The 25,325-nt window shown below is 48.8% G+C and carries 21 protein-coding genes and 5 tRNA genes; 18 read left to right on the forward strand and 8 right to left on the reverse strand.

The genetic code is table 11. The annotated features are described in order from the left end of the window. Nucleotide 1 precedes the first annotated feature (1 nt). On the forward strand, nt 2–1,870 hold the full coding sequence (locus AC27IB_RS02220; protein WP_487118605.1) for a Gldg family protein: 1,869 nt from the start codon (nt 2–4) through the stop codon (nt 1,868–1,870). Continuing rightward, nucleotides 1,867–2,841, forward strand: a complete 975-nt coding sequence (locus AC27IB_RS02225) for a DUF4340 domain-containing protein (protein ID WP_487118607.1) — start codon at nt 1,867–1,869, stop codon at nt 2,839–2,841. The genes AC27IB_RS02220 and AC27IB_RS02225 overlap by 4 nt, the downstream gene beginning before the upstream one ends. An 18-nt stretch (nt 2,842–2,859) precedes the next feature. Here AC27IB_RS02225 and AC27IB_RS02230 read toward each other — a convergent pair whose 3' ends face one another. Together AC27IB_RS02230 and folD are read right to left on the reverse strand one after the other, a co-directional pair. Next, nucleotides 2,860–3,417 (reverse strand): DUF1415 domain-containing protein, encoded by a 558-nt coding sequence (locus AC27IB_RS02230; RefSeq protein WP_487118609.1) that lies wholly within the window; start codon nt 3,415–3,417, stop codon nt 2,860–2,862. Nucleotides 3,418–3,423: 6 nt separating this feature from the next. Then, nucleotides 3,424–4,278 carry a bifunctional methylenetetrahydrofolate dehydrogenase/methenyltetrahydrofolate cyclohydrolase FolD gene (folD, locus tag AC27IB_RS02235; protein ID WP_487118611.1) on the reverse strand — a complete coding sequence of 285 codons (855 nt, stop codon included), beginning with the start codon at nt 4,276–4,278 and terminating at the stop codon, nt 3,424–3,426. Between the two features lie 253 nt (nt 4,279–4,531). Between folD and AC27IB_RS02240 the strand changes: the two genes are divergently transcribed. The 11 genes from AC27IB_RS02240 (at nt 4,532) to AC27IB_RS02290 (ending at nt 14,449) form a co-directional block, all read left to right on the forward strand. Next, a tRNA-Pro gene (locus tag AC27IB_RS02240) sits at nt 4,532–4,608 on the forward strand. Between the two features lie 25 nt (nt 4,609–4,633). Further along, nucleotides 4,634–4,710: transfer RNA gene (locus AC27IB_RS02245), tRNA-Arg, on the forward strand. A gap of 211 nt (nt 4,711–4,921) precedes the next feature. Further along, nucleotides 4,922–4,997 (forward strand) — tRNA-His (locus AC27IB_RS02250). A 7-nt stretch (nt 4,998–5,004) separates the two neighbouring features. Further along, nucleotides 5,005–5,089, forward strand: a tRNA-Leu gene (locus tag AC27IB_RS02255). A gap of 32 nt (nt 5,090–5,121) precedes the next feature. Further along, nucleotides 5,122–5,198 (forward strand) — tRNA-Pro (locus AC27IB_RS02260). Between the two features lie 641 nt (nt 5,199–5,839). Continuing rightward, nucleotides 5,840–7,144, forward strand: coding sequence for a trigger factor (gene tig, locus AC27IB_RS02265; RefSeq protein ID WP_487118613.1), 1,305 nt, complete (start codon nt 5,840–5,842; stop codon nt 7,142–7,144). 96 nt (nt 7,145–7,240) lie between these two features. Next, complete coding sequence (gene clpP, locus AC27IB_RS02270) at nt 7,241–7,870, forward strand: ATP-dependent Clp endopeptidase proteolytic subunit ClpP (protein WP_487118730.1); 630 nt, start codon at nt 7,241–7,243, stop codon at nt 7,868–7,870. A gap of 62 nt (nt 7,871–7,932) precedes the next feature. Continuing rightward, nucleotides 7,933–9,210 carry an ATP-dependent protease ATP-binding subunit ClpX gene (gene clpX / locus AC27IB_RS02275; RefSeq protein WP_487118615.1) on the forward strand — a complete coding sequence of 426 codons (1,278 nt, stop codon included), beginning with the start codon at nt 7,933–7,935 and terminating at the stop codon, nt 9,208–9,210. 195 nt (nt 9,211–9,405) lie between these two features. Next, entirely contained in the window at nt 9,406–11,766 is a 2,361-nt protein-coding gene (gene lon / locus AC27IB_RS02280; protein ID WP_487118617.1) for an endopeptidase La, read from the forward strand. 325 nt (nt 11,767–12,091) lie between these two features. Next, nucleotides 12,092–12,364 (forward strand): nucleoid-associated protein HU-beta, encoded by a 273-nt coding sequence (gene hupB / locus AC27IB_RS02285; protein ID WP_073323035.1) that lies wholly within the window; start codon nt 12,092–12,094, stop codon nt 12,362–12,364. Between the two features lie 198 nt (nt 12,365–12,562). Then, the gene (locus AC27IB_RS02290; RefSeq protein WP_487118620.1) at nt 12,563–14,449 is read left to right on the forward strand and encodes a SurA N-terminal domain-containing protein; all 1,887 of its coding nucleotides are present in this window, start codon (nt 12,563–12,565) and stop codon (nt 14,447–14,449) included. 73 nt (nt 14,450–14,522) lie between these two features. Here AC27IB_RS02290 and AC27IB_RS02295 read toward each other — a convergent pair whose 3' ends face one another. The 3 genes from AC27IB_RS02295 to AC27IB_RS02305 all read right to left on the reverse strand — a co-directional run bounded on the left by AC27IB_RS02295 (nt 14,523) and on the right by AC27IB_RS02305 (nt 16,561). Continuing rightward, entirely contained in the window at nt 14,523–14,693 is a 171-nt protein-coding gene (locus AC27IB_RS02295) for a hypothetical protein (protein WP_487118622.1), read from the reverse strand. Between the two features lie 93 nt (nt 14,694–14,786). Continuing rightward, nucleotides 14,787–15,896: an acyltransferase family protein gene (locus AC27IB_RS02300; RefSeq protein ID WP_487118624.1), complete on the reverse strand. Its 1,110-nt coding sequence runs from the start codon at nt 15,894–15,896 to the stop codon at nt 14,787–14,789. A gap of 107 nt (nt 15,897–16,003) precedes the next feature. Then, nucleotides 16,004–16,561: a DUF5655 domain-containing protein gene (locus AC27IB_RS02305; protein ID WP_487118626.1), complete on the reverse strand. Its 558-nt coding sequence runs from the start codon at nt 16,559–16,561 to the stop codon at nt 16,004–16,006. Between the two features lie 199 nt (nt 16,562–16,760). Between AC27IB_RS02305 and AC27IB_RS02310 the strand changes: the two genes are divergently transcribed. From AC27IB_RS02310 to AC27IB_RS02320, 3 genes are read left to right on the forward strand one after another with little or no spacing between them, the layout of a single operon-like run. Next, nucleotides 16,761–17,744 (forward strand): HlyD family secretion protein, encoded by a 984-nt coding sequence (locus AC27IB_RS02310; protein WP_487118628.1) that lies wholly within the window; start codon nt 16,761–16,763, stop codon nt 17,742–17,744. Then, nucleotides 17,741–18,670 carry an ABC transporter ATP-binding protein gene (locus AC27IB_RS02315; protein WP_487118630.1) on the forward strand — a complete coding sequence of 310 codons (930 nt, stop codon included), beginning with the start codon at nt 17,741–17,743 and terminating at the stop codon, nt 18,668–18,670. The genes AC27IB_RS02310 and AC27IB_RS02315 overlap by 4 nt, the downstream gene beginning before the upstream one ends. Then, entirely contained in the window at nt 18,667–19,806 is a 1,140-nt protein-coding gene (locus tag AC27IB_RS02320; RefSeq protein WP_487118632.1) for an ABC transporter permease, read from the forward strand. Before AC27IB_RS02315 ends, AC27IB_RS02320 begins: the two co-directional genes overlap by 4 nt. A gap of 3 nt (nt 19,807–19,809) precedes the next feature. Here AC27IB_RS02320 and olsF read toward each other — a convergent pair whose 3' ends face one another. From olsF to rpsT, 3 genes are all read right to left on the reverse strand, one after another. Next, nucleotides 19,810–21,528, reverse strand: a complete 1,719-nt coding sequence (gene olsF, locus AC27IB_RS02325) for a bifunctional ornithine lipid synthase OlsF (RefSeq protein ID WP_487118634.1) — start codon at nt 21,526–21,528, stop codon at nt 19,810–19,812. Nucleotides 21,529–21,628: 100 nt separating this feature from the next. Then, nucleotides 21,629–22,429 carry a UDP-2,3-diacylglucosamine diphosphatase gene (locus AC27IB_RS02330; RefSeq protein WP_296045322.1) on the reverse strand — a complete coding sequence of 267 codons (801 nt, stop codon included), beginning with the start codon at nt 22,427–22,429 and terminating at the stop codon, nt 21,629–21,631. Between the two features lie 169 nt (nt 22,430–22,598). Further along, nucleotides 22,599–22,862 carry a 30S ribosomal protein S20 gene (gene rpsT / locus AC27IB_RS02335; protein WP_296045324.1) on the reverse strand — a complete coding sequence of 88 codons (264 nt, stop codon included), beginning with the start codon at nt 22,860–22,862 and terminating at the stop codon, nt 22,599–22,601. A 291-nt stretch (nt 22,863–23,153) separates the two neighbouring features. Here rpsT and AC27IB_RS02340 point away from each other — a divergent pair, with 291 nt between their 5' ends. Together AC27IB_RS02340 and murJ are read left to right on the forward strand one after the other, a co-directional pair. Beyond that, nucleotides 23,154–23,588, forward strand: coding sequence for a CBS domain-containing protein (locus tag AC27IB_RS02340; protein WP_296045326.1), 435 nt, complete (start codon nt 23,154–23,156; stop codon nt 23,586–23,588). Between the two features lie 105 nt (nt 23,589–23,693). Further along, on the forward strand, nt 23,694–25,253 hold the full coding sequence (gene murJ / locus AC27IB_RS02345; protein ID WP_296045328.1) for a murein biosynthesis integral membrane protein MurJ: 1,560 nt from the start codon (nt 23,694–23,696) through the stop codon (nt 25,251–25,253). Nucleotides 25,254–25,325: the final 72 nt, after the last annotated feature.

The raw sequence follows: 25,325 nt of genomic DNA on the forward strand, positions 1-25,325 counted from the left end.
CATGCAAAAATTAATCGCTTTTTTAACCTTATTATTACTCGCAGTGCTGTGTTTAGGGCTGGTGGTTATTAACAATGAACTGCTGGGTAACTATCGTATTGATTTAACCGAGGACCAGGTTTACTCACTGTCTGAAGGCAGCCAACGGGTATTAAACGACATTGATGAGCCTGTAGTGCTGAATTTCTACTTCTCAGATACGGCTTCTAAGGGCATGACATCGTTACGAAACTATGCCAACCGGGTACAGAGTTTACTGGAAGAGTATGAGTCGCGCGCAAACGGCAAAATCACGCTGAATGTTATTGATCCTGAGCCGTTCTCAGAAGCTGAAGACCGCGCTAACCAGTTTGGCCTCACCGGCGCAACCCTTGGTCCGGTAGGTGATGCCATTTACTTTGGTCTGGCCGGCACGAATGCGGTGGATAATCAGTTTACGATAATCTTTTTTGACCCGCAAAAAGAACGCTTTCTTGAATATGACATCAGCAAGCTTATCTATCAGCTTAGTGAGCCTGACCCAGTGCAGCTCACGGTGTTAACCGATATTAATCTGATGGGCGGGCAGAACCCGATGAACGGCCAGATGATGCCAGCCATGACGTTTTACAATCAGTTATCCCAGCTGTATGACATCACTACCATCGGTAGTGATGCTACACAAATTCCGGATAGCACTGATGTGCTGGTGATTATTCACCCGCAAAATTTGAGTGAGGGATTGCAGTATTCCATTGACCAGTTCGCCATGCGGCAGGGGCGGATCCTGTTATTTGTGGATCCCCACTTTGAGTCGGATGCCATGGCCATGATGGGCTCTTTGCAAGCGAACAAGTCTGATTTTGGCTTGCTGGAAAGCTGGGGGATTGATGCCGGGCTTGATTCGGTGGTGCTTGATGGTCGGTTAGGGCTGGATATCCGAACACCTGAAGGGGCGGTAACGCGTCATCCGGGCATCATTGGCCTGACGGCGGAGCAACTGAACCGCGAAGATGTGATTACGGCCAACCTCGAGCTGGTGAATGGTGCCTCTTTTGCACCACTGGCTCTGATGCCGGGGAGTGATTTAACTCTGACGCCACTGGCGTTTTCATCTGCCGATGCCGTTGTGGTAGAGGGGGCTGACTACGCCATGACACAAGACCCACAGGCTTTGCAGCGAATGCTCGATGACAAAGACACTCAGCGCATCACCCTGGCAGCCCGTTTCAGCGGCCCGGCTAGCTCAGCGTTTACCCAGGCTCCGGCATCAGAGTCGGCGAGTGAACTGAATATGGCCCATGTCAGCCGTACCGCAAAATTGAACCTGATTGTTGTTAATGATGCAGATTTACTGGCTGATCGCTTTTGGGTACAGCAGGCAAACTTTTTTGGTGAAACCATTTACACGCCATTTGCCAATAACGGTGATGCAATCATTAATGCCAGCGATAACCTGGCGGGCAGTGACGCTCTGATCAGTATCCGTGGTCGGGGAACCTACGCCCGGCCATTTGAACAGGTGCAGGCTTTGCAGGTCGCCGCAGAGGCGAGATTCCGAGAGCAGGAAGAGCGTTTGCAGAAACAACTCCAAAAAACGGAAGAGCAACTGGCTCAGTTACAGAATGTGCAAACTGAATCAGGTGCTCTTACCCTTACGCCGGAGCAGCAAGCGGCGCTCGATGCATTTATTGCGCAGCGTAATGAGATCCGTCGTGAGTTGCGGGAGGTTCGCTATCAACTGGAAAGGGACATCGACCAGTTAGGGAACTATCTCAAACTATTAAATATCGCTATCACTCCCTTATTGCTGGTCACTGTGTTGTGGGGGCTGGCACGACTGGTTCGTCGCAGAGCAGGGAAGAAAACACTGGAGGCCATCGGCTCATGACCCGTGTTGTTATTTTATTTTTGTTGGTCGTAGTTACTCTTGGAGCGGCTTATTACCTGGTGTTTGAACGCCATCCAGACCAGACTACCGAGTCTCATTTGTTGTTAGGCGGATTAGCCTCGCAGAGTACGAAGCTGACTCAGGTTACTGTTGAAAACGCAGAAGGAACATTATTTAAAGCCCGTCGGGAGGACGAGCAGTGGCTGGCTACCCATCTGGACTCGGTGATGACTTTTCCGGTGGATGTGCAAAAGCTGGCCGAATTTGTGAGCGCACTGACTCAGGCCCATATAATTGAACCGAAAACGGCCAAAGCGTCGCGTTATAGTTTGTTAGGCGTTGAGCCTGTTACCCAACCCGGCGCGCAAAGTACCTTGTTAACCATCGCTACCGATACTCAACAATGGCGGGTAGTGATTGGTAATCTGGCATCTAGCGGCATGGGGCGTTATGCCAGGGAGCCGTCGCAGCAGCAGAGTTATCTGATAGATGAAGTCCTTTCTTTACCCCTGACGCCCTATGAATGGTTGTTACCCGATGTCATTAACGCCGGACTCAGCGGGCTGGCGTCGATTGTTATCGACAATGACCCGGCCTTTACGCTATTCAAAGGTTCCGAAGGCGACTGGCAGTTAAGCGAGAACAAGCTGCCGCTGGCGTATCCCGGGGTTCTTGCTCATACGCTCAATGACATTGTTAACTTTGAATACGACAGTATCGAACCATTGATCGATACGCCGGCTGAATCGCAGCTGCGCCGGACTATCAGTATCACCGGAGAAGATGGCAGGGTGCTCACACTTAGGCTATACCAGATGGAGGATGCCGACGGTGGTTACGCCCTGACGCTTAATGGCGATCTGGTGCCGGCTACTTTCACGGAGTGGTTGTATCGTTTGACTGATTTTCAGGCTCGCGGCCTGCTGGCACCTAAAGCAGATTTATTACAGCAGCCCGGCAGTCCCAGATAAAGGCAGCCTGCACTGCGGTTAGCGTGGTGTTTTACAGGCTTTAAGCTGGGCCCGCAAAGTGGCCTCGCCGAGGGTTTCGGTAGTGTTGATGTTTGTGTGTGGAATCGACTCGGGGTCCGGATGGTGTGCCAGGGCCTGTGCCATTTCCGCTTCCCGGATAATATGGATAACCGGGTGAGGGGCACGATTGGTAAAATGGCTGGGGGCATTCTCAGCTTCACCAGCGAACAGGTAATCGGGGTGAAAGCTGGCTAACTGATATTCGCCCTCATATCCCCAGTGCTCCAGAGATTGCTGAGCCACATCCACCAACATCAGGTAGTCATCAAAACTTGCCCAACCGGTCGATAATACCAACAGCGTAGTGGACGTATGGGGCGTTGTATCCAGATGAATGAACTCATCATGTAATGCCTCCAGCACCGTGGCCATGTCTGATGACGCCATATCCACATACCTTACCCGTTGTTGCTCGCTAACAAAGCGGGCAAACGGGCAAAAATTGTGGCCGATAACCATATCATCCAACCAGCGCTGCACATGAAGGCAGGCTGGCGTAGTGGGCTTATACGTCATGGTGAATTAAGAATGAAACTTAACGTAGGCTTCCAGGGTGTTTTCGATCAGGCTGGCCACCGTCATCGGGCCAACACCGCCGGGCACCGGCGTGATCCAACCGGCTCTTTCTACCGCTTTATCAAACTCTACATCACCCACCAGTGATCCCGCGGCGGTACGATTAATACCTACATCAATAACGATAGCGCCGGGTTTAATCCAGTCACCGGGAATAAACGCTGGCTTGCCTACCGCCACCACCAACAGGTCAGCGCGGCTGACGTGGCTTTTTAAGTCCTGGGTAAATTTATGACAGGTGGTCACTGTACAACCTGCCAGTAACAGTTCCAGCGACATCGGCCGACCGACAATATTAGAAGCGCCAATGATAACCGCATCAAGGCCTTTTACCGGGCGCTTGGTGGCTTCAATCATGGTCATAATGCCTTTGGGTGTACAAGGGCGTAATGCCGGGATACGTTGAGCCAGACGACCAATGTTGTACGGATGAAAACCGTCCACGTCTTTGTGCGGATGAATGCGTTCGAGGATATGTTCTGCGTCTAATCCGGCTGGCAGGGGCAATTGCACCAGAATGCCATCAATAGCTGCATCGTTATTTAATTCATCAACCAGATCCAGCAGTTGCTGTTGTGAGGTGTCGGCGGGCAAATCATACGAGCGGGAATTAAAGCCTACTTCATCACAGGCTTTACGTTTATTAGAAACATAAACCTGTGATGCCGGATCGCTGCCAACTAGCACCACTGCCAAACCGGGCTCCCTTTTGCCTGCTTGTTTTAGTGAATCAACATATAAAGCGACGTCTCGTCGAACCTGTTTGGCAATAAGTTTGCCGTCAATCAAATGGGCGGTCATAGTTACTGGCTGCTTAATGAAGTAATTAATTAAAAAATGATAGGAACGATATTTTCCCACAATTATAGCGGCTAAGGCAAAACAACCAACATGAAATCTTGGTCACTGTGTAAATTTGACTAAATTTATATCGAGTTGTCGACTTTGTGAGCAGACGATAATTTTAGGGTAAAAAAGTGTTTGACGGGGTAGGGGCAAGCCGGTAGTATGCGCACCCCGTAGCGGTGAGGAAGTTCACGCCGTTACACAGGTTCGGTGAGTGGCGCAGCTTGGTAGCGCACTTGTTTTGGGTACAAGGGGTCGCAGGTTCAAATCCTGTCTCACCGACCACTTTTTGCTAGCGAAGATTCGCCAAGCGTCCGTAGCTCAGCTGGATAGAGCAACGGCCTTCTAAGCCGTGGGTCGCAGGTTCGAATCCTGCCGGACGCGCCAGTGCGAATTCGGCAGGCTGAGAAGCTCAGGTTCGACCAATTTGTCTTGAACAAATTGGGACAGCCTTCAGGCTGGTCCGAAGGACAACATACACGATGTATGTTGCAATCCTGCCGGACGCGCCAGTGCGATGTCGGCAGGTTGATTAGCAAAAAGATAAATAATAGTTACCATACCACAACTATTATTTGTATAATGCAACACCTCAATGGTGGGCGTAGCTCAGTTGGTAGAGCCCCGGATTGTGATTCCGGTTGTCGTGGGTTCAAGTCCCATCGTCCACCCCATTTTCTCGCGGAAGTGGTGGAATTGGTAGACACGCTGGATTTAGGTTCCAGTGCTTCACGGCGTGAGAGTTCAAGTCTCTCCTTCCGCACCATTTACACCATTTTTAGCAACGCAGATTACAGTCGGTGAGTGGCGCAGCTTGGTAGCGCACTTGTTTTGGGTACAAGGGGTCGCAGGTTCAAATCCTGTCTCACCGACCATCTCTCTAAAAAAGTTCGAAAGATTCTTATCGAAGAATGCCGTAGACCCCTTGTAAAGGGGGAGCAGTTCAGCACATTGTCGGGAACAATGTGCAACAGCACTTTAGTGCTGGCCCACAGGGCGAAGGACAGGAGTCCGCAGTCAATCCTGTCTCACCGACCATCTCTCTAAAAAAGTTCGAAAGATTCTTATCGAAGAAAGCCGTAGACCCCTTGTAAAGGGGAGCAGTTCAGCACATTGTCTGGAACACGTTGCAAATCACCTAATGCTGGCCTGGAGAGCGAAGGACAGGCGTCCGAAGTCAATTCTGTCTCAGCGACCCTCTAAATCATTTCTAAACAGACTGTTTTGAAGAAATGCCGGATTGCGGCGTTTTTCTGGTGTCGGTTTTGCGCCGGACTATTAGTCTTCAAGCCCTGATATTCCTTGTGGTTAAGCGCTTTTTCAGCACGAAAACAGAAAGCGCTGATTTGTGCTCGACTCTGATGTTATCAAACTGTATACTACTGCGTCTTTTTAAGGCAGCGCGTAGATTATAGCGCGATGAAACGACCTCTTACCTGAGTTTTAATCACTGTCATCAGTGACGGGCGAGAGGCTGGAAAATAAAGCGTATTTGGCGCAAAGTTGAGGTAATACAATGCAAGTTTCAGTCGAGACGACTCAGGGTTTAGAACGCCGTCTTACTATTACTGTTCCTGCTGAGTCAGTGGATAACGCCGTTAAATCGCGTTTACAGCAATTAGCGAAAACTCAGCGTATTAACGGTTTCCGTCCAGGTAAAGTACCAGTAAGCGTAATTAAGAAACGTTACGGACAAGCGGTTCGTCAGGAAGTGGCTGGCGACGTAATGCAACAAAACTTTTATCAGGCTATTGTTCAGGAAAAAATCAATCCTGCCGGCATGCCTTCATTTGAACTGACCAAAGATCAGGACGGTGAAGACCTGGAGTTTGTTGCCAAGTTTGAAATCTACCCAGAAGTGGAAGTGAAAGGCGTAGACGAAATCGAGATCGAAAAAACAGTTGTTGATATCGCCGATGAAGATCTGGACAACATGTTAGAAACCCTGCAGAAGCAGCACGGTGAGTGGAAAGAAGTTAAGCGTAAAGCACGCAAAGACGACCGCATCGTAATGGATTTTGTGGGCACAATCGATGGTGAAGAATTCGACGGCGGTAAAGCTGAAGACTTTACTCTCGAGCTGGGCAAAGATCGCATGATCCCTGGTTTCGAAAAGCCGCTGGTAGGCGCTAAAAAGGATGAAGAAGTCATCGTTGACGTGACTTTCCCGGAAGACTACCACGCTGAAGCACTGAAAGGTAAAGCCGCTCAATTCACTGTTAACGTGAAGAAAGTGGAAGGCATGTCACTGCCTAAAGTTGACGAAGAGTTTGCTAAACTGTTCGGTATTGAAGACGGTGATGTAGAAGCGCTTAAAGCAGAAGTACGCAAGAACATGGAGCGTGAATTAAGCCAGACGCTTAAGACACAGCTTAAAGAAGAAGTCATTGCCAAGCTGCTTGAAAAGAACGAAATTGACCTGCCTGCTGCATTAGTCGATCAGGAAGTGAACGCGTTACGTGAACAGGCTAAACAACGTTTCAGCCAACAGGGCGGTGGTGAAAACCTGCCGGATCTGCCAGCTGACCTGTTCAAAGACAATGCACAGCGTCGCGTTAGCATCGGCTTGCTGTTGGGTGAAATCATCAAGCAGAACGAGCTGAAAGCCGACCAGGAAAAAGTAGACAGCCTGATCGAAACTATGGCTTCTGCGTATGAAGACCCACAAGAAGTTGTTGATTACTACAAAAATAATCAGGAACTGATGCAACAAATGCAAAATGTTGCACTCGAAGAACAAGCGATCGAGTGGGTTGTAGATCAAGCGAAAGTCACCGAAGTGAACAAGCCGTTTGATGAGGTTATGAACAAACAGGGGTAATTTTGCACTCCCAGTTTGACTTAACCTACACGCAACTGTTTAAATGCTCGGTCTAGTCCGAGCATTTTTATTTCTGTAAGTACTTAAGGTAACCGCATAATGCAAAGCCCGTTAGATCCAATGAATGCACTGGTCCCCATGGTTGTTGAGCAAACCGCGAAAGGGGAGCGTTCTTACGATATCTATTCTCGTCTGCTGAAAGAAAACGTGATTTTTCTGGTTGGTCAGGTTGAGGATCACATGGCCAATCTCATTGTGGCTCAAATGTTATTCCTGGAAGCGGAAAATCCGGAAAAGGACATTTTCCTCTACATCAATTCTCCTGGTGGTTCTGTCACAGCGGGTATGGCAATTTACGACACCATGAAGTTTATCAAACCTGACGTTAGCACTGTGTGCGTTGGTCAGGCCGCCAGCATGGGCGCATTCCTGTTGTCAGGTGGTGCCAAGGGCAAACGCTATTGTTTACCCAATGCGCGCGTAATGATTCACCAACCATTAGGCGGCTTCCAGGGCCAGGCGTCAGACTTTGAAATCCACGCCCGGGAAATTCTGAGCATCAAGGAAAAACTCAACCGACTGATGGCTGAGCATACCGGACAAGACTACGATACCGTGGCACGTGATACTGATCGCGACAACTTCTTAAGTGCAAGTGAAGCCAAAGAGTATGGTTTAATAGACCAGGTTTTAACAAACCGCGCTGACGCATCCGCCACTAAGTAGTATAGTTATATAAGCCCGGCACTGGTTTTTGTGTTTGCCGGGCAGTCTAGAGGCAAGAATTTATGAGCGATAAACAAGGCAGCGATAGCGACAACAAACTTCTGTATTGCTCGTTTTGTGGCAAAAGCCAGCACGAAGTCAGAAAACTCATTGCAGGACCATCAGTGTTCATTTGTGATGAGTGTGTTGAGCTTTGCAACGATATTATTCGCGAAGAAATTAAAGATATTTCACCGAATAAGCAAAATCAAAACGCGTTACCGAAACCACAGGAAATTCATGAACATTTGAATGACTATGTGATCGGTCAGGACCACGCTAAAAAAGTGTTGTCGGTTGCGGTTTACAACCACTATAAGCGGTTACGTAACGGCGATGTGCACGACGGGGTTGAACTGGGTAAAAGTAACATATTACTGATCGGCCCAACGGGTAGTGGTAAAACGCTGCTGGCTGAAACCCTGGCAAGACTGCTGGATGTGCCGTTTACCATGGCCGATGCCACCACACTAACCGAAGCCGGTTATGTGGGTGAGGACGTCGAGAATATCATCCAGAAGCTGTTACAAAAATGCGATTACGATGTAGAAAAGGCCCAGCGCGGTATTGTCTATATCGACGAAATCGACAAAATCAGCCGCAAGTCTGATAACCCTTCGATTACCCGCGACGTTTCCGGTGAAGGCGTGCAGCAAGCGCTGCTTAAATTAATCGAGGGCACGGTAGCATCTGTTCCACCTCAAGGTGGACGCAAGCATCCTCAGCAGGAATTCCTGCAAGTGGATACGTCCAAGATCCTGTTTATCTGTGGCGGTGCGTTTGCCGGTCTCGATAAAGTTATCGAGCAACGTTCGGCGCAAGGCAGCGGTATGGGCTTTGGTGCGGAAGTGAAATCCAAAGAGAACAAACAGGCGGTGTCTCAACTGTTCAAGCAGGTAGAGCCGGAAGATTTGGTCAAGTATGGCCTCATTCCTGAGTTCATTGGCCGGTTACCGGTAGTGACCAGTCTGGAAGAGCTGAACGAAGAAGCGTTGATTCAGATCCTTAAAGAACCAAAGAACGCGATTACCAAGCAATACGGTGCGTTGTTCGCTATGGAAGATACCGAACTGGAATTCCGTGAAGACGCTTTATTCGCGATTGCGAAAAAAGCGATGCAGCGTAAAACCGGTGCCCGGGGTCTGCGTTCGATTGTAGAAGCGGTGCTGTTGGAAACGATGTACGATCTACCCTCGATGGACAATGTGTCCAAGGTCGTTATCGATGAGACGGTCATTCGCGGCGAATCGAAACCCATACTGATTTACGATAACGCTGATAAAAAAGCGGCAAGTGAATAAGAAAAATGCAAAAGGCCCTAATTAAAGGGCCTTTTTTGTATCAAAACTCTTTGTTTTTGCGCTATCTTAGATTCAACGTATTGAATAGTCGGCATATCAATGCTGAAAATAGTACAAAACATTCTTAGGCTGATTGAACTTTGTCTGCCTATCCCCATATAAAGACTCATTAATAGAAAAAGTTAGAGAAGAAGTATGACGTCAGAGCGAGAAAATCGCATTGAAATTCCTGTACTGGCCTTACGGGACGTGGTTGTGTACCCCCATATGGTCATACCTTTATTTGTTGGACGAGAAAAATCCATTCGTTGCCTGGAAGCGGCCATGGACAGCGACAAGCAGATCTTTCTGGTTGCTCAAAAAGATGCAGGGATCGATGAACCCGATACTAATGATATCTATTCAGTAGGTACCATTGCCACCATTTTGCAATTGCTCAAGTTACCTGACGGTACAGTAAAAGTACTGGTTGAAGGGAATGTGCGAGGCGAAATTGCCGAATACAATCAATCCGAGCCTTATTTTATTGCGGGTATAGACCGCACTACCGACGAAGACCTCCCTGAAAGTGAACAGGAAGTGCTTATTCGTTCTGCGGTATCGCAGTTTGAAGGCTACGTGAAACTAAACAAAAAGATCCCACCGGAAGTTCTCACTTCCTTAAACGGGATTGACGACGCCGCACGCCTGGCCGATACCATGGCAGCGCATATGCCGCTTAAACTGGTAGAAAAACAAAAAGTGCTTGAGATGAAAGGCGTCAATGAACGTCTTGAATATCTGATGGCACTGATGGAAGGCGAAATTGATTTACTCCAGGTTGAGAAGAAAATCCGCACGCGGGTTAAAAAGCAAATGGAGAAATCTCAGCGTGAGTATTATCTCAACGAGCAGATGAAGGCTATTCAGAAAGAACTGGGTGAGCTGGATGATGCGCCGGATGAGTTTGAAGCGCTAAGTAAGAAAATCGAAGAAGCGAAAATGCCTGCTGAAGCTGAAGAAAAAGCCAAAGCAGAACTGCAAAAGCTTAAAATGATGTCGCCGATGTCTGCTGAAGCTACCGTAGTGCGCAGTTATATTGACTGGCTGACCAGCGTGCCCTGGCACAAACGCTCGGCAGTTAAAAAGAACCTCGCGAAAGCCGAAGAAATTCTGAATGCGGACCATTATGGTCTGGAGAAAGTGAAAGAGCGGATTATCGAATATCTAGCCGTACAGCAACGAGTGCGTAAGCTGAAAGGCCCCATTCTTTGTTTAGTAGGGCCTCCTGGTGTAGGTAAAACCTCACTGGGTCAGTCTGTGGCTAAAGCAACCGGCCGTAAATATGTACGAATGGCATTAGGCGGCGTGCGTGATGAAGCGGAAATCCGCGGTCACCGCCGGACCTACATTGGCTCGTTACCAGGTAAGCTGATTCAGAAAATGGCCAAGGTTGAGGTAAAGAACCCGTTATTCCTGCTTGATGAAATCGACAAGATGTCATCAGACATGCGTGGTGATCCCGCTTCGGCTTTACTGGAAGTGCTCGACCCGGAACAAAACAGTACCTTCAGCGATCACTATCTGGAAGTGGATTATGACCTCTCAGACGTGATGTTTGTCGCCACGTCAAACAGCATGAATATTCCGGGGCCGTTATTGGATCGGATGGAGGTTATTCGTTTATCCGGTTACACCGAAGACGAGAAACTCAACATTGCTACCCGTCACTTAATTGGCAAGCAAATTGAGCGTAATGGTCTGAAGAAGAATGAGCTGGAAATTGATGATTCCGCCATTATCGGCATGATTCGCTACTACACACGCGAAGCGGGTGTGCGTTCACTGGAACGTGAAATTTCCAAAGTATGCCGTAAGGCCGTCAAGGATATCCTGCTGAATAAAGCCACCAAGAAAGTCGTGGTTAACCAGGACAACCTGAAGGATTATCTGGGCGTACAACGTTTCGATTACGGCAAGGCTGATAAGAACAATCAGATTGGTCAGGTAACCGGTCTGGCCTGGACTCAGGTGGGCGGCGATCTGTTAACCATCGAAACTACCTCGGTACCGGGTAAAGGTAAAATGACCTCTACCGGTTCACTCGGTGATGTTATGCAGGAGTCTATCCACGCCGCCATGACCGTGGTTCGCTCACGGGCAGAGAAGCTGCGCATTAACGGTGATTTTTACGAGAAACGTGATATCCACGTTCACGTGCCGGAAGGGGCTACGCCTAAAGATGGTCCGAGTGCGGGTATCGCTATGTGCACCGCACTGGTGTCATCGTTAACCGGTAACCCGGTTAAATGCGAAGTTGCCATGACCGGTGAAATTACCCTGCGTGGCGAAGTGCTGGCCATTGGTGGGCTAAAAGAAAAACTGTTGGCAGCTCACCGCGGTGGTATTAAAACCGTTGTGATTCCAAAAGAAAATGAACGTGATTTGGAAGAAATTCCGGATAACGTGAAACAAGATCTGGATATACATCCGGTACAATGGATTGACGAAGTCCTGGATATTGCTTTGCAAGAACCGGTTGAACAATTTAAACCGGTCGCACTGGACGGCGAATAAATCACCAGTGAACACCGCTGAAGCGCGCGCCAATGCTGCGCAGCAGCGGTTTAATTGGACCTTTTGGTTAATTTTTATCCATATGGTGTGACAAAAGCCGTTTTTTTTAACTTTAGGGGCTTCAAAGTCCCAAAAGTTGTGTTACCTTAACTGCTGTATTCGCTTGAAGCCTTGTCACTAAAGGGATGGCAGCGATTCAACAATAAGTTAAAAAATTGTAAAGCGAAGCTTGATGTTAATCTTTAAGCTTGCTATAACGTCTGAGCAATGAACTGATAATTGTTTTGCGGACGAGAGCATAATAACAAACGAAGGGGATCTAATTGTGAACAAGTCTCAACTCATCGATAAAATCGCTGCTGGTGCAGATATTTCTAAAGCTGCCGCTGGCCGTGCACTGGACGCTTTCACTGACGCGGTAACAGACGCGCTGAAAGAAGGCGATCAGGTAGCTCTGGTTGGTTTCGGTACTTTCTCTGTAAGAGAGCGCTCTGCACGCAGTGGTCGTAATCCTCAAACTGGTGAGACTATCGAAATTGCTGCAGCAAAAGTACCTTCTTTCAAAGCTGGTAAAGCACTGAAAGACGCTTGTAACTAAGCATTAGATATTTTTTTGAAAAGGCGATGGTTTTCCATCGCCTTTTTTATTGCTGGCAGCAAAGGAATGCCTGTTCAGCATTCTATCGGGGTAAGTATTAAGCTATAATCCCCGCTTATTTGTCCCACCGAGCCGCAGATGTTCTGCAGGCATAAATCGGTTGGAAGAGTTGTAATGCAACGGAGTTAAAATCGAGTCATGCTAGAAAGGATCAGAGAAGGTTCTCAAGGCCCATGGGCGATGGCGATTATTGCCCTGATCGTATTGAGTTTTGTATTTGCTGGCGTTAGCAGCTATGTGTCTTCATCGGGCAGCAGTGCCGCCGCTGAAGTCAACGGTGAGCCAATTAGTCAGCAGGATGTTGAACGCGCCTATCAGGCACAACGTGCCCGACTGGAATCGCAGTTCGGAGAAGGGATCAGCGCGTTATTCAGCGATGAAAACTATCTGCGTGATTTCCGCATGAATGTGCTGGACCGCCTGATTGCCGATACCCTTATTGAACAAAAAGCGAAAGAGCTGGGAATGCGGGTCTCGGATAAACAAATCCGCGATGCCATTACAGCAATGCCTGAGTTTCAGACGGATGGCGTTTTCGATAACGAACGTTATCTGATGCTACTGCGTCAGAACGGTTTTCAGCCAAGTGGTTTCCGTGATTACATGCGTCAGCAAATGACCCGCGAGCAATTGTCTCGTGCGGTACAAGCCAGCGACTTCAGCTTGCCTGAAGAAGTCAGCTTAGCTCACCGTTTACAGGGCCAGACCCGTAACGCTGATTATTTGATTGTTGACTCTGCACCGTTCGCTGCTTCAGTAGAGTTGAGCGACGAAGAGGTTGAAGCGTTTTACCAGGAAAACATTTCCCGCTTTGATACGCAGGAAAAGGTCAACCTGGCCTATGTAACGCTTGCGGTAGACGATCTAAAAGCCAACGTAATGGTTAGCGAAGACGAAGTTGAACAGGAATATCAGGACAACATCGCGCTTTATAAAACCACCGAAGAGCGTCGTATTTCGCACATCCTGATTGAGTTCGGCGATGATAAGGACGCGGCGAAAGAGAAAGCCGAGTCGTTGTTATCTGAAGTGGAGCAAGGGGCCGATTTTGCAACACTGGCCGAACAAAACTCTGCGGATACGTTCTCTGCTGAAAATGGTGGCGACCTGGATTTCATTTCGGCTGGGATGATGGATCCGGCATTTGATGAAGCAGCGTTTGCGATTGCCAGTGTTGGTGATACGTCTGAGGTTATCGAAACGGAGTTTGGTTACCATATTATCAAGCTTACCGATATGAAGCCGGTTGAAGTGACTCCGCTGGCTGAGGTACGCGATGAAATCGAAGCGCAGTTGTTAACAGACAAAGCAACCGATGAGTTTTATGCTCTGCAGTCAGAAATGGCCAACCTGGCATTTGAGGTACCCGATACCCTGGAAGATGTGGCAGGCGCGGTAAATGGAAAGATTCAGGAAACCGGTTTAGTGACTGCTGCGGCAGTGCCTGCGGCGCTCAATGTGCCTGCAGTGACCAGCAAAATGTTCGACCCGGACTTTATTGACGAAGCCCTTAACAGTGATGTTATTGAGCTGAGCAACGATAAAGTGGTAGTGATTCGGGTGATAGGTCATGAACCGCAGCGTACTCAGTCGCTTGATGAAGTAAGAACGCGAATTCTGGCGCAACTGCGGGCGCGTAAGGCCCAGGAAGCAGCGGCAGAGTGGGCTGACAACGTAGTGGAGCAGGTACAGGCTGGAGAGTCACCGCAACTGACCATTGGTGATGTCACTCTGGAATGGCAAAGTAAGGAAGCCATTGCCCGTAACAGCAACGAGTTACCACGTAATCTGGTAGACACCGTGTTTACTCTGAGTACTGAAGCCGGTAACAACCTCGAAGTCGCTAAGCTGGGTTCAGGTGATGTGGGCGTAGTACGCCTGACGGCAGTGAACATGCCGGAAGCGCTGGGCGAAGAAGAGCTAGCCAGTCTGAAGCAACAGCTGATGACAAACTACAGTCAGGCTAATTACCAGAGCTTTATCGATTCATTACGCTCTGCTGCTGAAGTCACGGTTAATCTGTAAACGCGAAGAGCAGTTCAGATAATAAAAAAGCAGGTCTCAGACCTGCTTTTTTGTGTTTAGAAGCAAACAACAATCAATGGGTGACCAAATACATAAAGGTGAAAAAGACGGCGATCACCGATGAGATGACCAGAATATACTTAAATCCCTGTTTGCCGTCAGCCACACTGTAATTGTTAACTGTCAGATACCCAAACCACAACACGCTCAGGATAAGAGGGATTAAGACAATAATTTTTAGCATAATAATGTTACCCGCTAAACAAACTTAAAATCGATACGTTAAGTGTTTCCTGATGGACCAATAATATCAAGCACTAATCGAGGATTAACGCATTCAGGTGCGTTGCTTCAGACCGAAAGCAAGCCGTAACCAGGTGGCCGGACGGATGACGAAATAACAAAGGCCGGCGGTCAGAATAAAAGCAAACACCAGTAAAGTCAGCGATTTTAACGCAATGCCGGCTTGCCACTGAACGATATAGTAGGCAAGCACTACAATGACCGTCTGATGCAAAATATAGAACGGATAAATTAGCTCGTTGGTTTGTCGCAACCAGGCCGGCGATTCATTGAGATAATGCCCCCCGTAACCCAGCATTACCAGCATGCCCGACCAGGAGACCAGGGCGGTGAGTCCCCACCAAATTTGCCATCTTAAAGCCAGCGAACCAATAAAACTAAAGTCACCCAGATAATAAATATAAAATACCAGGCTGCAGGTGATAAACGAATACAGGTTAACTCGTCTGTAACGGCGCAACGACTGCCAGATTGCCGGTCTCGACATAAACACCATACCGGTCAGAAAAAATACCAGATAAAAAACGGAGACTGAAAGATTTTCGATAGCACCGTCCTGCTCCGGGTAGAAAGTCTTTAAGAAGCAGCGCACGGTAACGAGCACCACGACGGACAGCATCAGACCGAATGGCCGACGGACCAGTTTCTCGACGAACGCCAGCAGGGATTGCCCAGAAGAGGTATCCAGCGCCCTTTTGAAAGGGATAGCCAGGAGCATGAAGATTATCAGGAACTCAATAAACCACAGGTGTTTGTTATCAAATAACAGAATTCGCTGTTGGTAGGCATCCAGCAGCGAGGCAAACTGCGCCGGTGCCTCAAAATAAGCCTGAGGAGGAGTAATAAACATCATTGCCAGTAATAAGGGCAGTAACAGCCGTTTCGACTTACTGATTAGAAAAGTCCTGCTGTTGAGGCGATTCAGAAGAATAACACTGCCGGCACCGGCAATCAGAAATAAAACGGGCAGTCTCAGTTGCTCAAAATAGACCATGATATCGTCCAGTAACTTACTCGATTCACTGTTCACGATATGCCAGTCATCACCGTTAAAAGGCATAAACACATGATGCATAAACACCGCGATGATAAGTATCACCCGCAGCCAGTCCAGCTCCGCATAACGTTGGTTGGTCACTTCCATGAATCCCGTTTCCTGAATAAATATGGCTAGAAAATCGCTGGGTCTATGCTAACTAAATTTACAAAGGTTATTGATAGATTGTATGTAAGTAATTGTAAATAGATGTGTTATTGAGATTCGTTAAAGGCCGTTCGGAGCCAGCCCGTGATTTGTTCGTCAACCTGGTCCGGCGCGGTAAGACGCACCCGGTAAGGCGTCATTCTGCCGGGCGGTAGCCTCTCCAGTCTGTCTCCTTCAGTCAGTGAGCGACTGTTAATACCTACCTCTACGGCGTTTTTAGTGGCCGGGCCAATGGTGGCAAACTGTTTACTCAGGCGGTAGCTGATATAGTTTTTCTTGGTTGATGTGTTAAATGACCCAAAGCTATCTATCACCTCCAGTAACGCCTCGTGGATAGGGCGAAGATGGGCTTTGGTTCCGACATAAAGAAGGTCCAGTGGTGGTGTGTCAGAATCGGCTGGATGAGCCGCCTGTTTTGCCATGTGGGCAATGAGATTCGCATTCCCGTGGCCGAGGCCCAATTCGGCCTTAAGCATTTTTACAATATCACTGTGTTTGGTGAGCCCACTGTCATTTACCTGTTTACACAGTACCTCCAGTGATTTACCGGTAGCAGTTTCAATATTGCTGATTTGTGTAGCCTGTGCCTGCTCGATAGTTGCCATAGTAATGGATCCCGCCGCCCAGCGACCTCAACGGTTCGTTATTATTTACTATAGCAGTGTCGCCGGAGGTTTGGGAGTTTTTGGCGAAACCCCTGGCTTTGATTTAGAACAACCGGGATTTAATCGGCTTTGTAAACCTCAGGCAAGCCACCGTATACTGACTTAAAGATATTACTGCCTGAAACGTGATGGTGGCGGCATGAATAAGTTAAAGCAATTTCCGGCTGTGGTGGGAAAGGTTGCCATACTGGCAGGTTACTTTCTGTTGGTAGCAGGGTTATCTGGGTGTGAGGAGCGCCCGTTTAACGACGGCTATATTGGCTACGTTGAAGCTGAATTTGTAACGGTGTCAACGCCCGCAGCCGGCTGGGTCGAGGGGCCACAGTGGCAGTATGGTGATGCGGTGGTGCCGGGTGACATGTTAATTCAATTCGATACCGACCTGCAGCAACTCAGGCTGGAGGAAGCCGGGGCTAATGTGGCGTCACTTAAAGCACAGTTAAATGACGCGCTGCACGGCGCACGAAGTGAAGAGATTGCCGTATTGCAAAGCCGTTTGGATGAGCAGCAATTTACCATTGATGAAGCGAAGCTCGAGTTAACGCGGATAAGCACATTACGTGAGAAAGCGCTGGCGACCCAGGCCGACTATGATAAAGCCGTGTTGAATTTAAAAGCCCTTGAAGCGGCTGCACAGGTCACCAGTCACCAGATTGAAGTGCAGATGCTCGCTGGCCGCCCGGATTATCTGAACAGTCTGCAGGAAAAAGTGAGTGCGGCGCAATCTGCCGAACAGCAGGCTGAATGGTCTCTGTCTCAACGCACGCTGATCGCTCGGTTCAGCGGCTCGATAAAAGAAATCTACACTCAGGCAGGAGAGCATGCCATCGCCGGTCAGCCTTTGTTGCTGGTGCAGCTCAACCAAACGCTGAAAGTCAGGTTCTATATTCCTCAGCATCAGGTAGCTCAATTCCAGGCAGGGCAAAAGGTAGTGGTCACCCAGGATGGTGCCGGGCAGACATACCAGGCTGCGGTGAGTTATATCAGCCAGCGGGCCGAATTTACGCCGCCGATGCTTTACAGTGAAAAAGCCAGGGAAGATCTGGTGTTTCTTATTGAAGCCCGTTTCGCATCGCCCGTCAGCCTGCATCCGGGTCAGCCGGTTAGCGTAGCCCTGTTATGACCGACAATGCTATTGATGTGCAGGGACTAGTTAAGCGATTCGGCTCCAGAGCAGTGGTGGATGGCGTGAGTCTGGCCATCCCGAAAGGCCAGGTCTGGGGATTTTTAGGGCCGAACGGATCAGGAAAAACCACGACCATTCGTATGATGTGTGGATTATTAACGCCGTCGGCTGGCTCCGGTCAGTGCCTCGGGTTTGATATACTCAGGCAGGCGAAACAAATTAAAGCCCAAACGGGCTATATGACCCAGAAATTCTCGTTCTGGGAAGACTTAACCATTGCTGAAAACTTGCGGTTTGTGGCCCGTATGTATCATCTTTGCGATGTCAAAGCCGCGGTAATTAATGCGCTTCAGGCGTCGGGACTTACAGACCGTCAGCACCAGTTAGCCGCAGCCTTATCCGGCGGCTGGAAACAGCGACTGGCACTGGCTGCTGTCACTATGCATCAGCCCAGGTTGTTGCTGCTGGATGAACCGACCGCCGGGGTTGACCCGCAGGCACGCCGGGAATTCTGGCATCACATCCAAAACCTGGCCCAAGCTGGCGTGACTGTGCTGGTGTCGACTCATTACATGGATGAAGCCCAGCGTTGCGATAATATTGTGTATCTGGCCAATGGTAAGTTGATTACCCAGGGGACGGTGGCAGCGGTGATCAAACAGGCAAATCTGGTTTGTTATCGGTTAACCGGTGAGCATATTCGTCAGTACAGTGAATTGCTCGAATGCTCTGGTGATGTGGTCAGTGTTGCTTACTATGGTGCAGCGCTGTTTGTCACCGGGCACTCTAAGCAAAAGCTTGAGGCGCTGTTGGCCGAGGCGGCTTTCAACTCCCTTACCGTTGAACCGGTGAGCCCGGAGCTGGAAGATGTCTTTATTGCCCTAACCCAAAAGGCGGGTGCCGATCTCAGGAGGTATCAGTGAACAGTCTGAGCGGTCGCTGGGCCAGATTCCGGGCACTGATGATAAAAGAATTTATCCAGATGCGGCGGGACCGTATGACCTTTGCCATGATGCTGGGGATCCCGGTATTGCAACTTATTCTGTTTGGCTTTGCTATCAATAACGATCCGAAGGGATTACCTGCTGCCATTTACACTGAAGAGGATACTCATCTGACCCGCGCAATATTGTCAGGCTTTGCGGTGAGTCAGTATTATGAATTTGATTATCAGGTGGCTGATTTACAAAGCGCAGATGCACTTATCAAAGCGGGCGATGTGGCTTTTGTGATCAGTATTCCCGCAGGCTTTAGCCGCGATCTGATAAAAGGGCTCAGGCCCCAGTTGCTGATTATTGCTGATGCATCGGATCCGGCTGTCTCGTCCAATGCCCTGGCGCAGGCAGAGCAAATTATTAATCAGTCTTTGAGGCACGATCTGAAAGGCAAGTTAACCTCCCTTCAGGCTGGGCCCGGGCCGGTAGAGGTAGTGATTCACCGCAAGTTTAATCCGGAAAACATTACCCAGTACAATATTGTGCCGGGGTTACTGGGAGTGATATTAACGATGACCTCAGTTATGATTACCGCTATGGCGATGACCCGGGAAAGGGAGCGGGGAAATTTAGAGAATATTCTGGCCATGCCAGCGGAGCCCATTGAGGTGATGCTGGGCAAAATAATGCCTTATGTTATGGTTGGCGCAGTACAGACCGCTATTATTATTGTTGCCGCGAAAGTGGTTTTCAATGTGCCTTTTGTTGGCCACCTCACGTTATTACTAGGCGGCGTTACCTTGTTTATCATTGCCAATCTGTGTCTGGGATTTACTTTTTCAACCATCGCGCGCTCGCAAATGCAGGCCATGCAACTGACCTTTTTCTTCTTTCTGCCGTCGATATTACTGTCTGGATTTATGTTTCCCTACTGGGGCATGCCGGCGTGGGCCCAGTTTCTTGGTGAGGGGCTGCCGCTTACTCATTTCTTAAGAATTGTTCGCGGTGTCATGTTAAAGGGAGCGGGGTGGGAGCACCTTGCCACCGAGTTTTACGCTATCATCCTGTTTACACTGGTTGCCGGGCTGCTGGCCATCCTCAGATACCAGCGAACCCTGGATTAGTGCTCAGGCCGTTTGTGCCAGCTGATGACTAAGGAGATAGCGTTTGCGTTTTTTGGCTAACAGCTTATCCGTGTCGACGACGACCAGGCCATCCACACAATCGCAAAAGTCCGGGTCGATGTTGAAGTCCAGAAAAGCGACACCGTCGTGTTCACAAACTTCTGTGTACTGCTTATAAAGGGTAGGGACATTCACCCCCATATTGGCCAGCAGATGTTTCAGCTGGGTAAACTCTTTCTTATAGTCTTCGCCCTTAAACTCGGTGAGTGTATCGCCGGGCAATGAAAACGGGATTTTCGCCGCCGCTTCGCCAAACCGGGCAGGAAAGTGCGTGGCATAAAACTGCACAATAAGCTGTTTGGCAGGTTGGGGATAGCTGTCGCTCAGACTGACCGGGCCAAACAAATAGCGGTAATGTGGGTAGCGGGTTAGAAACGCCCCAATACCAAACCATAAATAGTCGAGACTCCGTTTCCCCCAGTAGCGTGGCTGAACAAAACTGCGACCCAGCTCCAGGCCCTGCTCGAAGAGTTGCGGGTTGTGTTGTGCGTAATCAAACAAAGTTGCTGAGTATAAGCCGGTAGGATGATCAGGCTGGCTAAGCAGTCTGGCATCACCAAACCGGTAAGCACCCACTATCTCCAGATCGTTCTCATCCCATAGAATCAGATGATAATAGTGATTATCGTACTTATCGATATCACGTCGATGCAGCGTACCTTCACCTACCGCCCGAAAAGCGATTTCCCGCAGACGGCCAATTTCGCGCATGATCACAGAACTGCCCTGATGCAGATACAAATAGATGTGTTTACCGTCGGATGTTTCACCTAAATGTTCACACTGGCGAATCGCTCGTGACAGTTCCTTGCGATCTTCAGGCATAGCAATGGCAGCCTGGGTGGCAAAAATACCCTGGCGATTCGTGGCGACCCGGTAAAGGTGACGTTTGAACAGTTTAACCTGATCGGGTATGGAGATATTTAATGACTGATAGCTGGAAAAGGGGATTAGTTCACCAATACGCATTGGCAGCGATTTACGCCGTTGCTTAAACATTTCCTTGACCAGCAAAGCCGTAGCCAGAGGCTTATAAACCATTGATACACCGTAAAATAGCGGTGAATTCTTGGCATCGATAAAAATCGGTAGAATGGGCGCTTTGGCTTGTCTGGCAAGGCGCAGAAAGCCACTGTGCCAATGGGTGTCGCGGACTCCCTGAGGACGTAGTCTTGACACTTCGCCGGCCGGAAATATCAGTACCGCGCCGTCGCCGGCCAGGTGTTCATGAATGGCAGCCAGATGTCCTTTGCGTGTGCCACCCTGCATATTATTGACCGGCAGCAGCATATCCCGCAGTGGTTCGATAGCCATTAGCATTTGGTTAGCCACCACTTTTAAATCATGGCGGATCTCGGATATCAGCTTAATTAACGCCAGCCCATCAATGGAACCGATGGGGTGGTTAGCGATAATCACGACGCGCCCTTCGTTGGGGATCCGCTCCCGTTCCGTGTCTCTGACCGAGGTGCTGACATTAAAATACTCCAATACCTGTTCAACAAAGTCGATATCATGGTAGTGGGGGTAGGTCCGTCCGAAGTCAGCGATTTCCCTTTCGTGCAGTAAATGACGCAGCGCAAAGCGCAGGGGTTTGCTTAGCAGGCTGTGTTTGGCGACCTGCGGATAGTACTCATTGAGCAATTCATCAACAGTAAACATATTCAGTACACTTAAGGTTATTTCGCCACACGATAGCAACCGATTGTGACGATATCCTCACAGTTGTATTGCAGTTCCTTTACAACATTGGCCCGTTGTGTCAGGCTGCTTTGCCGGTTTTTATGAAGTCTGCCAGTACCGACACATTCCCGGAGTGTTTAAGGTATTCATTAAAATGGATAAGTGATAACTGACCGTTATTGTCTTCCACCAAGGCTGAACAGTTCTCTATCCAGTCACCATCATTGATGTAATGGATACCATTTACCATGAGGGATTCAGGGTGGTGGATATGACCACAAATGATGCCATCCAGGCCTCTTTCTGCCGCGTGTCGGCAGCCAGCAGCGCGGTAGCGTTCAATCGCTTTGTTGGCCCCTTTTATGTGCTTTTTGATGTAACCCGCCAGTGACCAGTAATGACTGTTACGCCAGGCTCTGAAACGGTTGTACCAGCGATTGAGGAACAGCAGTAAGTCGTAACCTTTGTCGCCAATCCAGGCGTGGAATTTACCCAGGGTAACGTCGGCATCGAATTGATCGCCGTGGAGGACCAGATAGCGTTTGCCATTGGCAGTCGTATGGACAAGCTCGCGTTCGATGGCGATATCGCCAAATGCCATGCCTGAATACTTCTGGATAGGGGCGTCATGATTGCCGGGCAAATACACCACACGGGTACCACTATTGCTCATCTGCATCAGTTTGTGCATAACCCGATTATGGGTTTCCGGCCAGCGAAACTGTTTCTCCATTTGCCACATATCGACAATGTCACCCACCAGATAAAGGGTATCTACCGAAATACTCTGCAAAAATGTCAGTAAAAACTCAGCTTTGCAGTCTTTATTTCCAAGGTGAATATCAGATAACCATACAGCCTTATAGTGGATTTTTGCCATCACATTTTCCCGGCGATTCGCAACTGGTAACGTGACTGGTACTTTACTGGGGTGGCTTGACAGTTAGGTGACGGGGGGTTGACTATTCGATGACGAGTTGTTGAAAGTTAAATGACAGGCATAAAAAAAGCGCCGAAGGCGCTTTTTTAAACTAAACGTCAGTGGGTGATTAGCCCAGCGCTTTAATTTGCGCAGCCAGACGGCTCTTATGACGAGCAGCTTTGTTCTTGTGAATCAAACCTTTTGAAGCCATTCTGTCAAGAATTGGAGTTGCAGCAGTCAGTGCAGCCTGGGCACCTTCTTTATCACCAGTGGCGATAGCCGCTACTACTTTTTTAATACTTGTACGAGTCATGGAGCGACGGCTGGCATTATGCTGGCGACGCTTTTCGGCTTGAATTGCACGTTTCTTAGCAGACTTGATGTTAGCCAAGGTGTAACTCCCAAAAAAATTCATGTCAAAAACGAGGGTGCGGATTGTGCCTAGCTATCGGCTAATTGTCAAACAATTTATCGCTGTTAAGCGAAACTTTCTTCCGCATTGGCGACAGTATACCTGAGTTGATGGGTAAGGCTCCAGTAAATAAACGCTGACATGGGTCGTTGATGCAGGTCAATAGCTTGTCGGCATAACCGGTGATAATAGTCTACAGTAGTCATAGCAAACCGCTAAGTTAGCGGTAAGTCTATGAAATAATAGCCAATAAATAACAGGAGTTGGTGAATGTTAACCGTTGCCGATATTATGACCTGCCCGGTAATGCAATTGCATGAAGGGAATACTTTACACGATGCCCATTATATTACCCGCCACCGTGGCATTCGTCATTTGCCCGTGGTGAACAAAGAGACCCAGCAAATTATTGGTGTGGTCACGCAAAAAAGTCTGATTGCCAAGGTAATGAGCCTGATGGTGTTATACGGTAACGATGTGCTGGAGCAGCACGAGAAGCAAACTAACATCATGGAAGTGGCGGTCTGCGATTTTGATACGGTGAAGGCCAGCGAATCCATTCAGGAGGTTGCGCCGTTTTTTCTACGCAATAAGCATGGCTGTTTACCCGTGGTTGATGACGACCAGCATGTGATTGGTATCGTCACTTCTACCGACTTTGTTAACCTGTCGATGATGTTGATTGATAAGCTGGCCGATAGATAGGGTATAAACAGAGCAATTATTCATTGATTTCATTGTGGTGACATAAGGTACAATAACGGCACAAAGTAGATTGAGCTGTCGGCAAGGCGCCGAAAAGGGAAGTTTGTGTCAAAAAAATTAATAAAGTCAGGCCTGATTGTTAGTACGATGACACTGCTATCCCGGGTGCTGGGATTAATTCGCGATGTAGTGATTGCCCGGTTGATGGGGGCTGAAGCCGCCGCCGACGTCTTCTTTTTTGCTAGTAAAATTCCCAATTTTTTGCGTCGCCTGTTTGCTGAAGGGGCTTTTGCCCAGGCGTTTATCCCGGTACTTACTGAGGTCCATGCAAAAAATGATGAGCAAAAGCTCAAGCAGTTTGTGGCGCAGGTATCCGGTACGCTGGGAGCGATTGTGTTTATCACGGCGCTGATTGGTGTGGTTATCTCGCCAGCCATTACCGCTATGTTCGGAGCCGGTTGGTTTATTGATTATCTCAATGATAAACCCGACGGCGCCAAATTTGAGCTGGCCAGCGCCATGCTTAAAATAACGTTCCCCTATATCGCTTTCATTTCACTGACCGGCTTGTCTGGCGCCATTTTAAACACGCTGAATAAATTCGCCGTGGCTGCTTTTACACCGGTATTACTGAACGTGTGTATTATTGCGTGCGCTTACCTGCTGGCACCGACCATGGATGAGCCAGCTTTTGCTCTGGCCTGGGGCGTGTTTATTGGCGGTATTGTGCAATTGAGTTTTCAGTTACCGTTCTTATATCGCGCCGGTTTGTTGGTTAAACCCAAATGGGGCTGGCGGGATCCGGGCGTGGTAAAGGTCAGAACGCTGATGATACCGGCTCTGTTTGGCGTATCGGTTGGGCAAATTAACCTGCTGCTCGACACCTTTATCGCCAGCTTTCTGGTCACCGGGTCTATCAGTTGGCTGTATTATTCAGACCGTTTATTAGAGTTTCCGCTGGGCTTATTCGGCATTGCCATCGCGACCGTTATTTTGCCCACATTGTCGCGGAATCATGTGGGCAAAGACGAACTGGGGTTTTCCGGTAACATGGACTGGGCGGTAAGAATGGTTAGCTTACTGGGCATTCCGGCGGCTGCAGGGTTGGGCGTGCTGGCAGAGCCTATCTTGTCTGTCATTTTCCAGCGCGGTGCCTTTACGGCAGAAACCGCCCGCATGGCCTCGTACAGTTTAATGGCATATGCCTTTGGGCTGCTGAGTTTTATGCTGGTGAAAGTGCTGGCTCCCGGTTACTACTCGCGCCAGGATACCAAAACGCCGGTGAAAATTGGCATCTGGTGCATGGCTGCCAATATGCTGTTTAATCTTATCTTTGCGGTGCCTTATGGCTATGTGGGGCTGGCGATCGCCACCAGTTTGTCTGCTACCCTGAACGCAGCGTTGTTGTATAGTGGGTTAACCCGGCAAAAAGTGTATACCATGAGCCGTCTGACCCTGGGGTTTGTGGTACGGGTGATTTTCTCAACCTGTGCGATGGTTGCCGCCATTTTGTGGATGCAGCAGGGCGTTGATTTTACGGGGCTGGATATACGTGACAAAATCATCTCATTAACACTGACAATTTTGCTGGCTGTTGGCGTTTTCAGCGCCTGTTTGTTTAGTTTCGGCATTCGCATGCGCCATTTCAAAGCCAAGGCCTTTTAGCGATTGGTATTGCTGGCCGGGTAGTTTATAATCGCCGGCTTTGTAGCATATTCATCTCAACAAAAAGGTTGC

This window comes from Alteromonas sp. 4NH20-0104 (assembly GCF_057547795.1).